The organism is Actinokineospora iranica (assembly GCF_900101685.1).
GTDB lineage: Bacteria > Actinomycetota > Actinomycetes > Mycobacteriales > Pseudonocardiaceae > Actinokineospora > Actinokineospora iranica.
Window position 1 is genome coordinate 25,747 of the sequence record NZ_FMZZ01000008.1, and the last position, 13,249, is coordinate 38,995.

Consider the following 13,249-nt stretch of genomic DNA (forward strand, 5'->3'; position numbering starts at 1 on the left):
CTACGGCATACGGTGGATCGAGCGGTGGTCGTCTGCCAGCGATAATGACAGACCGTTATCATCCGGTCGGTGGTGCGGCGGTCGCGGTGGCCGCGGGAGTCTCCCGCGGCGGGTCCCCGGCGAGGGGGTCGCGACCGGGTTGGCCAGCGCGTACCCGGTCCCGCCGCCGGGTGGGTCGAACCAGGGGGCGGCCGTTCCGCGCAGGGTCGGAAGCGGCCGCGCCACCCGGTACACATGGTAAGGGCGGGACCGTCCGCAGGGGCGAAGCGACCTTGCGCGAAAGAGTGTTATCCGGCAGGGCCGCGCGTGGACGGCCGTCACGCGCGGCGACCGTGATCGGCGCCGCCCGCCCGCGCCCGCGTCAGCCGTTCCTCACAGTGGCAGTGGGCGCGATGTTTGTGTCAGCGTCACATCTGTGCCAGCCTTCCAGGCGCTCACCGGGAGGAGAACGATGTCCGACGGCGACCTCGCCCCGCACCTGACCCGTCTCGGGCTGCCGGACGACGAGATCCGCAGCTACCTGTACCTGCTGCGCACCGGGCCGTCCACAGTGGAGGAGATCGCGGTCGGCTCGGCCGAGCCGGTCGACATCGTGCGCGCGGCCGTCCGCACCCTGGTCGACGCGGGCCTGGTCGGCACCGGCGGCCCGGACGGCAAGACCATCACGCCCGTCCCGCCCGCGTCCGGCCTGCAGATCCTCAGCCGCCGCCGCGAGTCGGAGCTGGAGCAGGCCCGGGTCGCCACGCTCAACGCCTACGACACGTTCCGCCGCGCGATCTCCCCGCAGCGCACCGACGACCTGATCGAGGTCGTCACCGGCACCGCCATCGCGCAGCGCATCCAGCAGATGGAGCTGAGCGCGCGCAAGGAGATCCGCCGCCTCGACTCCCCGCCGTACTTCACCGAGGGGCACGTCAACAACGCCGAGCTCGAGCAGCTGGCCCGCGGCGAGGTGACCTACAAGGTCGTCTACGCCCGCGCGTCCATCGAGGACCCGGGCCGCTACGCGCAGAACATCCAGCCGTGCGTGGCGGCGGGGGAGCAGGCCCGGGTGCTTCCCGAGGTCCCGGTAAAGCTGACGATCGTCGATCAGCAATTCGCCACAGTGTCTCTACCGGTTGCCGAAGCGGACGTTAACCGTTCACTGTTGGTCGTGCGTCCCAGCAGCCTCTTGTCCGCGCTTACCGGGCTTTTCGAGGCCTCTTGGCGGCTCGCGGTCCCCTTGCACGCCGGCGCGCGTGCCCCGTCTCCCGTGCAGCCGATAGAGCAGCGGCTGCTCGGCCTGCTCGCGGCGGGCGCCAACGACGACTCCATCGCCCGCCAGCTCGGCGTCAGCAGGCGCACGGTGTTCCGGCACCTGCAGCGGCTGATGGACCACGCTGGCGCCACCTCCCGGTTCCAGCTCGCCGTGCACGCCGTCCGACACCGCTGGATCTGAGGTGCCCGTCCGGGCGCTCGGCGCGGGGCTGTCGCTGCTGGGCGGCGTGTCGCTGGCGGCGCAGGCCCGGATCAACGGGCAGCTCGGGCAGCGGCTCGGCGACGGGGTCCTCGCGGCGCTGGTCTCGTTCCTGGTCGGGCTGGCCATCGTGGTCGCCGCCGTCGCGGCCGTCCCGGCGTGGCGGGCGGCCGCGCCGAGGTTCGCCGCGGCGGTCCGGACCCGGCGGCTGCGGCCGTGGCAGTGCCTCGGCGGGGTCGCCGGTGCGCTGTTCGTCACGACGCAGGGGCTGACCGTGCCGGTGCTCGGCGTCGCGATGTTCACCGTGGCCGGGGTCGGCGGGCAGGTCGTGTGCGGGCTGCTGATCGACCGGGCCGGATTCGGGCCAGGGGACGCGCGGCCGGTCACGCCCAGCCGCGCGCTGGGCGCGGTGCTTGCCGTCGTCGCGGTAGGCATCGCGGTGTCCGACGAGTTCGGCACGCCGTCGCTGCTGTGGCTGGCGCTGCTTCCGGCTCTCACGGGAGCGACAGTCGCCTGGGCCCAAGCTGCCAACGGACTGGTAAGAGCTGCCACCGACAGTGTTGTCTTCGCGACGTTAGTCAACTTCGCGGTCGGCACTGTCGTCTTGCTCTTAGTCGGCGCGGTAGACGTCGCGGTAAGAGGGATTCCCTTGCTGCCACCGGATCTTCTCCTGTACTCAGGAGGAGCCTTGGGGTTGATCGTGGTCTGCACGGCGGTTTTCGCGGTGCGATTCGCGGGCGTGCTCATGGTCAGCCTGTGCGTCATCGCCGGACAGGTGGCCGGGTCGGTCGTCCTGGACTTCCTCGCGCCCGCGCACGGCGGCGGCGTCGCGCCGACCACGCTGATCGGCGTCGCCATGACCCTGGTCGCGGCCGGTGCGGCGGCGGTGCCCAGCGGAGGTGGGTCCGCGCGAGTGAGAGGATGAGACCCGTGACCGCGACGATTCTTGACGGCAAGGCCACCCGCGACGCCATCCTCGACGAGCTGCGCGCCAGAGTCGCCGCGCTCGCCGAGCGCGGGGTCGTTCCCGGGCTCGGGACGGTGCTGGTCGGCGACGACCCCGGCTCGCAGGCCTACGTCCGCAGCAAGCACAACTTCTGCCAGAAGATCGGCCTGAACTCGATCCGGCGCGACCTGCCCGCCGAGACCACCCAGGCCGAGCTGCACGCGGTCATCGACGAGCTGAACGACAACCGCGACTGCACCGGCTACCTGATCCAGCTCCCGCTGCCCGGCCACCTCGACCCGGGGCGCGCCCTGGAGCGCATCGCCCCGGAGAAGGACTCCGACGGCCTGCACCCGGTCAGCCTCGGCAAGCTGGTCCTCGGCGACTCCGGCCCGCTGCCGTGCACCCCGGTCGGGATCGTGGAGCTGCTGCGCCGCTACGAGGTCCCGATCGCGGGCGCCCATGTCGCGGTCGTCGGGCGCGGCGTGACGGTCGGGCGGCCCCTGGGGCTGCTGCTGACCCGGCGCAGCGAGAACGCCACGGTCACCCTGTGCCACACCGGCACCAAGGACCTCGCCGCCGAGGTCCGCCGGGCCGACATCGTGGTCGCGGCCGCGGGCAACGCGGGCCTCGTCACCGCCGACATGATCAAGCCAGGCGCCGCGGTCCTGGACGTCGGCGTCACCCGCACGGACGCGGGCCTCGTCGGCGACGTCCACCCGGACGTGCGGGAAGTGGCGGGCTACCTGGCCCCCATGCCCGGCGGCGTCGGGCCGATGACCATCGCCATGCTCCTGCGCAACACGGTCGAGGCGGCGGAGCGGAGCCTGCGGGCGTGAGCGTCAACCCGCAGCGCGGCGGCAAGCACCCGGCCCTGGTGCACCTGCCGTTCGGCCTGGTCATGACCGTCGTCGTGGTCGGCCTGGTGCGTGTCGTGCAGTACTACTGGCGGGAGGGCACGGTCTGGATCGGGCTGGCCCTGCTGCTGGCGGCGGGTCTGCGGGTGCTGCTCCGCGACGAGCAGGCGGGCCTGATCGCGATCCGCAGCCGCGCCGTGGACGTGCTGCTCTACGGCGCTTTCGGCGTGCTGGTGATCGCGGTGGCGCTGACCATCGAAGGCGGTCCGCTCAACCGGTAGGGAGCGGCAGACGTGACCGGGCTTCGCCGACCGGTCACGTCATCGCCTCGATCAGCGCGGCGGAGGCGTCCTCGTCCAGGGCCACGCTCAGCAGTTCCACCACGACCCGGTCGTACAGCTTGACCTCGGTCGCGTCCTCGACGAACAGGCTCGACGTGCGGTTCTCCAGCAGGACCACCGCGCCGCGGCCGCGGAACTGCATCCGCTGGAACGACCCGTTCAGCCCGGGGTGCCCGTGCGTCAGCCTGGGCACCACCCGGATCGTCACGTTCGTCTTGCGGCCTGCCTCGACCAGGTAGCGCAACTGCCCGCGCATCACCTCGCGGCCGCCGATCGTGGTCCGCAGCGCGGCTTCGTTCAAGATGGCGAAATAACGCGGCGGCGTAAGAGCGCGCAAGACCGCTTGGCGGCGGATTCGTTCGGTGGTCCGCTCTTCTATCAACTGGTCGTCAACCATGTCTACCTCGCGGGCGACAGCCTGGGCGTACGGGACTGTCTGCAGCAGGACAGGCACAAGAGTCGCCTGGTAGTCGACCAGCATGTCCGCCTTCGACTCCAGGATGCGCAGCGCGGCGAACCGGCCCGCCGGGGTGTCGTCCGGCCACACCGCGGGCTCGGCGGCGTGACGGGCCAGCGCCAGCAGGTCGTCGCGGAGGTGGCCGGTGACGCCGTAGATGGCCAGGAGAGTGACGACGTCGGCCACCTTCTGCGGTTTCCGGCCGTTCTCCATCCGGCTCAGCTTCGAGGTGCTGATCCCGACCTTCGCCGTCACGTCGGCCAGGCTCAGCCCCGCGCTCTCCCGGTGCCTGCGCAGCTCCTCGCCGAGCAGTTCGAGCCGGACGGTGGTGTCCGGTGCGTGCAGCGTCATGGCTCCCCTCGCGCCTGATGGCCAGTTCGGCGCCATGATCGCGGTGCGCGTCGCGGGATACCGACAGCTCAGGGGTCTGTCGGCGGAGAACCACCCGAAGGAGTCGAGACCCTGATCACCGCCCGGGGTCGCGGGGGTTCGCGCTTGGTAGCCTGCCCGGTGCCGGGCGACGCTGCTGACAGGGCAGAACTGCCACGCGATCGCTCCGCCGACTCATCCGTCTGTCTCGGGAGGATCTGCCAAGTGGCACCCGTCAACGTCACCGTCACCGGAGCAGCCGGTCAAATCGGTTACGCCCTGCTCTTCCGCATCGCCTCCGGCGCGCTGCTGGGCCCCGACACCCAGGTCCGCCTGCGGCTGCTGGAGATCCCGCAGGCCGTCAAGGCCGCCGAGGGCACCGCCATGGAACTCGACGACTGCGCGTTCCCGCTGCTGAGCGGCATCGATGTGACCGACGACGCCAAGAAGGCCTTCGACGGCGCCAACGTCGCGCTGCTCGTCGGCGCCCGCCCCCGCACCAAGGGCATGGAGCGCGGTGACCTGCTTGAGGCCAACGGCGGCATCTTCAAGCCGCAGGGCGAGGCGATCAACGCGGGCGCGGCCGACGACATCCGCGTCCTGGTGGTCGGCAACCCGGCGAACACCAACGCCCTCATCGCCCAGCGGCACGCCCCCGACGTCCCGGCGGCCCGCTTCACCGCGATGACCCGCCTCGACCACAACCGGGCGATCTCGCAGCTCGCGGCCAAGCTCGGCGTGACCGTCGCGGACATCAAGAAGCTCACCATCTGGGGCAACCACTCGGCCACCCAGTACCCGGACGTCTTCCACACCGACGTCAACGGCAAGTCCGCCGCCGACCTCATCAACGACGAGGCGTGGCTGTCCGACACCTTCATCCCGACCGTCGCCAAGCGCGGCGCGGCCATCATCGAGGCCCGCGGCGCGTCCTCGGCGGCCTCCGCGGCCAACGCCGCCATCGACCACATCCACGACTGGGTGCTGGGCACCCCCGCGGGCGACTGGACCTCCATGGCCATCCCGTCCGACGGCTCCTACGGCGTGCCCGAGGGCATCATCTCGTCCTTCCCGGTCACCTGCGAGGGCGGCGAATACCAGATCGTCCAGGGCCTGGAGATCAACGACTTCTCCCGCACCCGCATCGACGCCTCAGTCGCCGAACTGATCGAAGAGCGCGACGCGGTCAAGGCCCTCGGCCTGATCTAAGACACGCGCAAAAGGCCCTTACCGATCCGTCGGTAAGGGCCTTTGTCTTACGGTGCTGCGGTGACGTTCATCCCGTGGCCGATTCCCGAGCCCGACCTCCCCGCAGGCGTGCACCCAGCCCTGGCAGCAGCCGCACGAGCGGCCTGCACCGCTTACCGCGACGCACGCAGACTGCTTACCCGCCCGCAGCTAGCCGAAGAGATCGCCATGGGCGCTGACGGCACCCCCACTATGCGAGTAGACGCACTAGTCGAGGACGCGATAGCCGAGGCGGCACAACGGCACCGGGTCAACCTCTTGTCCGAAGAGGCCGGTTTCGTGGACAACGGCTCGGCGACCACGCTTATCGTCGACCCGTTGGACGGATCTGCCAACGCCGCGTCAGGCGTGCCGCTGTCCTGTTTCGCCGGTGTGCTCGCCCGCGACGCGATAGCCGGCGAGGCGGTGACGGTCTGGCTCGACACCGGCCGGTCCTGGTGGGCGCGCGCGGGCCATCCGACGCCTTACCGCACCACCGGGCGCACCACTGTGGACGGCGCTACGGTGAACCTGTTGCGCCCGAAACCCTCCGCACGCGACGCGTGGCTCAGGGTTGCCGAGCGGGCGGGGCGGCTGCGGGTCTTCGGGACGACGTGCCTGGAGGCGGTCCTGGTCGCCGAGGGCTCCATCGACGCCTTCGCCGACCCCGGTTCGGACACGCTGCGCATCGTCGACCTGGCCGCCGCCCTGGTCACCGTCCCGGCCGCGGGCGGCGCGGTCATCGATGCCCGCGGCCGTCCGCTGGAGTTCGATCCCGACCTGACCCGTCGCTGGTCCGGCATCGCCGCCGCGACCCCGCGGCTGGCCGACGATCTGGCCGCGACAATCCTGGGTTGACCCCGCCGGGTGCCCGAACGTGTGGCCCATTCGAGTGCTTTATCCCCCGATAGCGTGAATATTGGCCGAGATGGCATCACGGACCGGCAGGAAGCGCGTTCTCATGTCTGACGGTTCGCGAACACCACGAGCGAACTCCGGGATAGGAGGCCCACGAGATGAACATCGACGCCGAGCACTCCGAGCAGCTCATCTCGCTGTACGGCGGCAGCACTCCGGTGCAGTCCCGCTGGACCTACCGCGCCAGCGAGCCCTACACGGTCGCCGCGGCCTTCCAGACCGACCGGGACCGCTGGGTCGAGTGGGTCTTCGGTCGGGACCTGTTGGTCGCGGGGCTGTCGGGTCCCGCTGGCGAGGGTGACGTGCGGCTGCTGCCCGATCTCGCCAACGGGCGCGCGGCGCTCTACCTGGAGATCGAGTCGCCCGACGGCCACGCGCTGCTGGAGATGAACTACGAGGCGATCCAGAACTTCCTGGCGACCACCGTCGCCATGGTGCCCCTGGGCAACGAGGGCGACTACTTCGACATCGACGCCCTCATCGAGGAGATCACCAACGTCTGAGGCCCGCGCGCGGGCACTGACGCGGCCGCCTGTCCGGACTGGGCAGGCGGCCGTCGTCGTGCTTACCGGACGTTTAGAGGCAAGCCTGCGAAAGCGCGTTGACCGCGTCGATCTTGTCCTTGGCCCAGGATGTCACGCCGGTCGGGTCGAGGTTGGGCACGCTCAACTCGTTCACCTTGGCGGCCATTCCGTTGATCGCGTCCTGGAGCGTCACGTCGGTGGTCTTCTCCGCCAGCGCGGTGAGCTCGTCCGCCGTGCGCTTGGCGTCCTCGGCGGTCTGCTCCACGTCCTGCGTGCTCGGGGTGAAGTTGGCGAGCTTGAGCGCCTCCAGGCAGATGTTCGCCTTGTCGGTCGCGTTGCTCGCCGCGTTGGTCGCCTCCCGGACGGAGTCACAGGCGGTGAGACCGCCGAGCAAAGCCGTCGCGGCCAGGACGATCGCCAGCCGAGATCGCATCGTGCCCCCAAGGGGTGAGGAGTGGTGAGGGTGTCAGATTATCCGTTTTGCCGGGCCAGCCAGACCGCTACCCGGAGACGAACGCACGGCAGTGACCTCCGCAAACGCTTGCGCCTGACGGTGCTTGTCGACCTTGGAACCCACAAGAGTGAGGCCGGGTGCGGAAGTGCCGCCGGGACGCCACGACCCTGGCTACCCTGGCCGGGATGCGAGCCCCGAAGATCATCGATCGAGCCGACGGCGCCTGCGGAGACCTGGTCCTGCGCCGCGCGGCCGACCACTACGAGATCATCGCCGACGGCATGTTCCTCATGGACACCCGAGCCGGGCAGTCCGAACGCCTCCTGGTCCGCGCCGCCGCGTCCCGTATGCCCGGCGGCCGCGTCCTGATCGGCGGCCTCGGCGTCGGCTTCTCGCTGCGCGAAGCCCTGTCGCTGCCGCGGGTGAGCGAGGTCGTCGTCGTGGAACGCGAACCCGCCGTCATCCGCTGGAACCACGGCCCCCTGGGCAACGCCGACGCCCTCACCGACCCCCGCACCCACTGCGTCGAAGCCGACCTGGTCGCCTGGCTCGCCGCAACCGACACCCGGTTCGACGCCCTCTGCCTGGACATCGACAACGGCCCCGACTGGACCCTCTCACCCGACAACGCGTCCCTCTACTCGGCCGACGGCCTGGCGCTGCTCGCCCGCCGCCGCACCCCCGGCGGCGTCCTGTCCATCTGGAGCGCCAACGCCAGCGCCTCGTTCCTGTCCCGCCTGCGGTCGACCTTCCAGCACGTCGAAGTCCTGGAGGTCCCCGTGCCCCGCGGCGAACCGGACGTCGTCTACCTGGCTACCTAGCCGCCTTGGCCGCCTTCTTGAACGCCCGCACCTCGCCCAGGGACACCGCGTCCACCACATCGGCCACCGACCGCCGAGCCCCCTCGAGCCCGTAGTCCCCGGCCGCTTTCCGCCACCCCTCCGGCGTCACCCCACGCTGCTTGCCGAGCAGAGCAAGGAAGATCTTCGCCTTCTGCTCCCCGAACCCGGGCAGCGCCTTGAGCCGCTTGAGCACCTCCGGGCCACTGGGGCTGTCCCAGATCGCGGCGGTGTCCCCGTCGTAGACCTCGACAATGTGCTGACACAACGCCTGCACCCGCTTCGCCATCGACCTGCCGTACCGGTGGATGGCAGGCGGCGTCGCAGCGAGGTCGGCGAAAGCCTCGGGGTCGTACTCCGCGATCTCCCGGACATCGAGCCCGCCGAGACGGTCGTAGAGCTTCTTCGGCCCCTTGAACGCCACCTCCATCGGAATCTGCTGGTCGAGCAGCATTCCGAGCAACAGCGCCAGCGGATCACTCTCCAGCAACGCGTCCGCGTCCGGATCCTGAGCGATGCAGAGCTTGGTCGTCATGCGCAGCATCGTGACACGATGGACGTTCACCTCGCGCGCCGGTCGGGGCTTGCGGGATCAGGGACAGCAGACGTGCCGGACAGTACGGTTTCGAAGATCCGGTTGCCGGACGGACATTGCTCATCGCCTTAGTGATCCCCGAGCCCGCGCGAAGCGGGCTTCCCACGTTCCCTGCGCGATTTCGAGATCAGAGACACCACCTGAGTGCGTCGAACTCTTAATGCAACGAGGATTCGCCATACTTGCGGGCTGGCAGTGCGCCGCTATCGTATCGCCGTTAGCTATCGCTGGCTCAAGAATCATCCGGATATCAAGTTCGCCGAAGCGGTTATAGAAGTTTTTTACATTAATGCAAACCTTCATCCGAATCTGCTTCGCAGGGTGCTCCTCCAAGTATCGATTCCGCGCTTGGAGGAGCACCCTACGTGTCGCTTTTATGTTAGATTCAAAACGCCTTGACCTGTCGGATGGTCTGCTTCGCCAAGATCACCCTGGGAGAGTCGCATCAATTCGGTCATGCCGATTCGGCAGGCTTCCGAAGCGCGACCGTTTCCTTGAAAAGTGACTCCCTCGATAGAAAGCGCGTGAATCTGATCCTCGATATTCTGGAAACGGTGGCAGCCTGAGGCGGGGATCGAGCCGTCACTCTTGAGAACCCGATGCCCGTTCGGTAGGTCGTACTCCACAAGCCACTTGCTGAGGCTTCGCCGATGGGTACCGCAAATCTGCGCAATCGTGAGGTAGTTGGTCCATCGGCCTGATGGTATTTCGCTCAGCGCTTGCCGAACCAGCGCTAGTTTCCTGCTTTCCGGCTGATAAGGGACAGAGTCTCCCGGGCCCGGCCACATTTGTATTGCAAGGTCTGCAAGCATTGAGCTCCGATGGCGGATCTCCGCTTTACCCCACCTCTCGTTATCGGCGATCTTGAGATTGGAGATGAGTCCGCTCTCGGCTAGAAGCTTCTTTTTCTCGCTAAACCCCTTATTTGACAGCTTTGCATTGTATGCCGAGAGAGTCAGATTACCAATAGTGTGCACAAGTGACTGATGAAGGTCATCAATGCCCTCGTCCTCCGCGCACTCGTCTTCGATGGTCCGCGACCACTCATCGTTCAGCGTCTGCGGCATCACGTGTTCGATAGTCAGCTTGGAAGCGGCGAAATCAACGATTTCAACGCGACCCTGCGCTTCCTCAAGACTTCTTAGAATAAAGTACTTCTGCCACTCTTTGCCGCGCCAGTAGAACGGCTGTTCGAGCATGGCTTCGCGGACGTCGTCGTCTGAAGGAAACCTTCGTCTTTGCCGGGTCAAGATTCTGGTTATTGCTTCTTGTGTCGGTATCTCGTCAGATAGTGACTTGACTAGATCATTTATCATCACGTTATTTCCTGCTCGCCCGATGCCTACGATCAACTGTCGGACGAGATAGCTTTCAACGATACGTAGAGCGTCTGCTACTGCTTGTGGTTCTAGTTGTCCATCTTCATACGCGAGCAAGACCATCATGGTAATCGGGTAGACCACCGTTGCTCGCCATCGATTAAGACGGTCAAGAGCTTCTCGGATGATGGGAACGGGTTCTTGCTCCGGTCTCAACACGCGCTTGAAGACTTGCGCTTTCCTGCTGAGCTCAACTATCCACTCTTCGACGTCGGATTCCAGTTCTAGGCGATCGAGAAACTTCTGCTGCTCGCGATAAAGGGAATGTAAAGTGGCGCCTCTCTTCCCCTTAAGGATTAAGTCGAGCCAGATCAAATCGACTAGATTTTGATCATTTAGTCCACTCTGCATTGGCAGCCAATGCTGTTGGTAGATTCGATCAGCGTTCGCGGGGAGGCGCATGAAGAGGTAATTGCGCAGCAGGTCCGCCTGTGTAAGCTTTAGTCCGGTATTGTTTAGGGACTCGAAGATTCGATGGACATTGTCACCCGTTTGTGCCGATATCTCGACAAATGACAATCTGCTCACAACTACTTGTTCAAGGCGTTGTATCGCGAACTCGGGGCGCTCGGATGCCTGGGAAAGGTACTTTTCGAGTTGGCCCTTAAAGAATCGATACGCATTGCCGATCGCATCTTCTCCGCCAGCCTGTGGAAGCTTCTCGACAATGTCTTTCCAAGATTTTCTATCAGCTTGCGTGGGCAGCAGGGTGTATCTTTCATCACCCTGGGCGAATTCATTGACGAGGTATTGGACTTCAATCTTTCTCGCCAAATTGTCAATCTTGGTGGCGCAGTAGTCTCGAATGGTGCATAGAAGTATGCTCAGTGTTGTAATTCGTTGCTGCCCGTCTACAACTAGCCAGCTTTGGACTCCTGATGCAGTGTTCGAGAGGCTCGGCGCGAGGACGACAGAACCAAGAAAGTGTCCATCGTCATCGTCTTCCTCTGAAAGCAAATTCGTTATATCTAGCCAGAGTTGATCCAGTTGATCACGCTTCCAGCTATAAGGACGCTGGTACAGTGGTACGACGTACTGTTTCTCGCCCTGAAGAAGGTTTCGAAGGACGGTCTCGCTAGCTCGCATTATTTCCATTCATATGAAGCCGTAAGGGCGTACAGTATACGCTACCCGATATTGGGCTGGATAGGGGTGTCTCTGTGTCTGATCTGATACCTCAAGAAAGGGGGCTTTCGGCTAGTTTGCGATCTGTTGAGAAGAAAGTGGAGAGATCTCGCAGGGTGTAATGGTTATTAGGAAAAATCGATTCGAGCTGCGGTGAGGCGGAAGGCCCACTCGGCGGAAGCGATTTCTATCTACCTACACGATCGAGGAACTGGCGGGGCTGTCGCGTTGTTGACTGCCTCTCGGATCTACCGGCGATTCGTGTCGCTGGTCGGGCAAGTAGTGCGCCTAGCGCACCCCGTCCTGACGTGGGGTGCTGTCAGAGCAGGAGGGGTGGTTCTGATCGTACTGGTCGTGCCAATTTGAGAATGGAAGAACCAGACCGAGAAAATCTTGGGGTAAGCGCCGCCGCTTCAGGTTGCCCAATTATGTGATGTTCAACTATACCGCTGACTACTCCCGGTGTTCTCGGCGTTGCCGAGTTCGATCCACGATTCGCACAGTGCTGTGCCTCATTCGTGTGACGGCTCCCCGTTTTGTCATGCAAAGGGGGAACTCGATGAGAGTGCTCCTCCCCAGGCAGAACGGCTGCCACGGGTGAGTGGTGGGGGCGGTTCCGGGTTGCCGGGTGGTGGGGTTGGGCGCAGGCTGCACTTCGGAGCGAGCGAGCGAGCGGAAGGAGTGGCTGGTGGCGACTTGCGACACCTGCGGCAATGACTACTGGATGACGTTCGAGGTGCGCACCGTGAGCGGGCAGGTGCACACCTTCGACAGCTTCGAGTGCGCGGCCACGAAACTGGCGCCGGTGTGTGAGCACTGCCGGTGTCGGATTCTGGGGCATGGGGTGGAGGTGGAGGGGCGGTTCTTCTGTTGCGCGCACTGCGCGCGGGAAGGGGCGGCGCACCTGGGGGATCAGATTCGGGACGCGGTGGGGGCTCATCCGGCTTGAGCCCACGGGGTCAGGGGGACGCCGTCGAGGAAGGGGAGGACGCCGGTTCGGTGCAGGGCCACGGCGGACATCCAGACGGCCACCGCGGTGAGGATGGGGCCGATGACGGCCATCTCGACCTTGCCGCCGGTGCGCATACGCAGGAGTTTGGGCGGGGCCACCGGGTACCAGGTCTTCCAGGCGATCGGGACCGGCCACAGGATGGGGCAGCCCTGTTCGGTGATGGCGTCGCCCAGGTAGTGGGCTATGCAGCCGATGCCGACGGCGACGCCGCAGGCGGCGGCGTCGGCTGAGGTCTGGTCGGTCCACTTGAGGCAGGCGTAGGTGAGCAGCAGCGCGGTTCCGGTGATCCACAGGGCGTCGTTGCGGGGGCACCACTTGTGCATGATGCCGCGCACCGCCAGGCCGCTGAAGAAGAACATGAGCACCGGCAGCGCCCACGACTGGCTGGTCTGGATGATCGCGGTCGTGGCCACCGCCGCCGCGATGGCGAAGACCAGGGTGTGGGTGAGGCCGCGGTGGCCGCCGTCGCGGTTGGAGTCCTTTTTGGTGCGGGTCAGCCGGTAGGTGCCGTGGCTGATCGCGTTGACGAGCTTCGACCCCGCCTGGGTGACCGGGCCGAACGTGCTCGACACCGTGGACTCCGGGTGGTCCAGGTCGGGCAGCAGCGCCGCCCCGGTGCACATGACCGCCCCGACCAGCCAGCCCTTCGCCGACAGGTTGCCGATGGCGCTGCCGGAGGCCAAGGCGGTGACCGTCGCCCAGGCCGTCAGGCCGCTCATCGCGTGGGTCGGTCCGGTTGACACGTGCTGC

General features: G+C 66.3%; 15 protein-coding genes. 9 read left to right on the forward strand and 6 right to left on the reverse strand.

The genetic code is table 11. The features are described from left to right. Entirely contained in the window at positions 1–321 is a 321-nt protein-coding gene (locus tag BLS56_RS33040) for a TNT domain-containing protein (RefSeq protein WP_091451757.1), read from the reverse strand. A gap of 130 nt (positions 322–451) precedes the next feature. Here BLS56_RS33040 and BLS56_RS17190 point away from each other — a divergent pair, with 130 nt between their 5' ends. Genes BLS56_RS17190 through BLS56_RS17205 form a run of 4 tightly spaced genes read left to right on the forward strand, consistent with a single transcriptional unit; the run spans position 452 to position 3,540 of the window. After that, entirely contained in the window at positions 452–1,438 is a 987-nt protein-coding gene (locus BLS56_RS17190) for a helix-turn-helix transcriptional regulator (RefSeq protein ID WP_091451760.1), read from the forward strand. Position 1,439: 1 nt separating this feature from the next. Then, on the forward strand, positions 1,440–2,381 hold the full coding sequence (locus BLS56_RS17195) for a DMT family transporter (protein ID WP_091451761.1): 942 nt from the start codon (positions 1,440–1,442) through the stop codon (positions 2,379–2,381). A 5-nt stretch (positions 2,382–2,386) separates the two neighbouring features. Continuing rightward, the gene (locus BLS56_RS17200) at positions 2,387–3,241 is read left to right on the forward strand and encodes a bifunctional methylenetetrahydrofolate dehydrogenase/methenyltetrahydrofolate cyclohydrolase (protein WP_175482891.1); all 855 of its coding nucleotides are present in this window, start codon (positions 2,387–2,389) and stop codon (positions 3,239–3,241) included. After that, entirely contained in the window at positions 3,238–3,540 is a 303-nt protein-coding gene (locus BLS56_RS17205) for a DUF3017 domain-containing protein (RefSeq protein ID WP_228771714.1), read from the forward strand. The genes BLS56_RS17200 and BLS56_RS17205 overlap by 4 nt, the downstream gene beginning before the upstream one ends. A gap of 34 nt (positions 3,541–3,574) precedes the next feature. On the opposite strand, the gene BLS56_RS17210 is transcribed toward BLS56_RS17205, so the two are convergent. Then, entirely contained in the window at positions 3,575–4,408 is an 834-nt protein-coding gene (locus tag BLS56_RS17210) for a helix-turn-helix domain-containing protein (protein ID WP_175482892.1), read from the reverse strand. A 243-nt stretch (positions 4,409–4,651) separates the two neighbouring features. Here BLS56_RS17210 and BLS56_RS17215 point away from each other — a divergent pair, with 243 nt between their 5' ends. The 3 genes from BLS56_RS17215 (at position 4,652) to BLS56_RS17225 (ending at position 7,074) form a co-directional block, all read left to right on the forward strand. Continuing rightward, the gene (locus BLS56_RS17215; protein WP_091451769.1) at positions 4,652–5,635 is read left to right on the forward strand and encodes a malate dehydrogenase; all 984 of its coding nucleotides are present in this window, start codon (positions 4,652–4,654) and stop codon (positions 5,633–5,635) included. A gap of 60 nt (positions 5,636–5,695) precedes the next feature. Then, a complete protein-coding gene (locus tag BLS56_RS17220; protein WP_228771715.1) occupies positions 5,696–6,511 on the forward strand; it encodes an inositol monophosphatase family protein in 816 nt (271 codons plus the stop codon). Positions 6,512–6,669: 158 nt separating this feature from the next. Further along, positions 6,670–7,074, forward strand: coding sequence for an SsgA family sporulation/cell division regulator (locus tag BLS56_RS17225; RefSeq protein ID WP_091451771.1), 405 nt, complete (start codon positions 6,670–6,672; stop codon positions 7,072–7,074). A gap of 73 nt (positions 7,075–7,147) precedes the next feature. On the opposite strand, the gene BLS56_RS17230 is transcribed toward BLS56_RS17225, so the two are convergent. Further along, complete coding sequence (locus BLS56_RS17230) at positions 7,148–7,528, reverse strand: bacteriophage spanin2 family protein (RefSeq protein ID WP_091451775.1); 381 nt, start codon at positions 7,526–7,528, stop codon at positions 7,148–7,150. 206 nt (positions 7,529–7,734) lie between these two features. Here BLS56_RS17230 and BLS56_RS32780 point away from each other — a divergent pair, with 206 nt between their 5' ends. Continuing rightward, positions 7,735–8,370, forward strand: a complete 636-nt coding sequence (locus BLS56_RS32780; protein WP_091452392.1) for a spermidine synthase family protein — start codon at positions 7,735–7,737, stop codon at positions 8,368–8,370. On the opposite strand, the gene BLS56_RS17240 is transcribed toward BLS56_RS32780, so the two are convergent. Continuing rightward, positions 8,363–8,923, reverse strand: a complete 561-nt coding sequence (locus tag BLS56_RS17240; protein WP_091452395.1) for an HhH-GPD-type base excision DNA repair protein — start codon at positions 8,921–8,923, stop codon at positions 8,363–8,365. The two genes, BLS56_RS32780 and BLS56_RS17240, sit on opposite strands and share 8 nt — an antisense overlap. Positions 8,924–9,357: 434 nt before the next feature. Further along, a complete protein-coding gene (locus BLS56_RS17245; RefSeq protein ID WP_175482893.1) occupies positions 9,358–11,448 on the reverse strand; it encodes a GmrSD restriction endonuclease domain-containing protein in 2,091 nt (696 codons plus the stop codon). 727 nt (positions 11,449–12,175) lie between these two features. On the opposite strand from BLS56_RS17245, the gene BLS56_RS17250 reads away from it, so the two are divergent. After that, the gene (locus BLS56_RS17250; RefSeq protein ID WP_091451779.1) at positions 12,176–12,436 is read left to right on the forward strand and encodes a Prokaryotic metallothionein; all 261 of its coding nucleotides are present in this window, start codon (positions 12,176–12,178) and stop codon (positions 12,434–12,436) included. Here the strand turns inward: BLS56_RS17250 and BLS56_RS17255 are convergent. Then, entirely contained in the window at positions 12,424–13,242 is an 819-nt protein-coding gene (locus BLS56_RS17255) for a metal-dependent hydrolase (RefSeq protein WP_175482894.1), read from the reverse strand. The genes BLS56_RS17250 and BLS56_RS17255 overlap by 13 nt on opposite strands. Between the last annotated feature and the right edge of the window lie 7 nt (positions 13,243–13,249).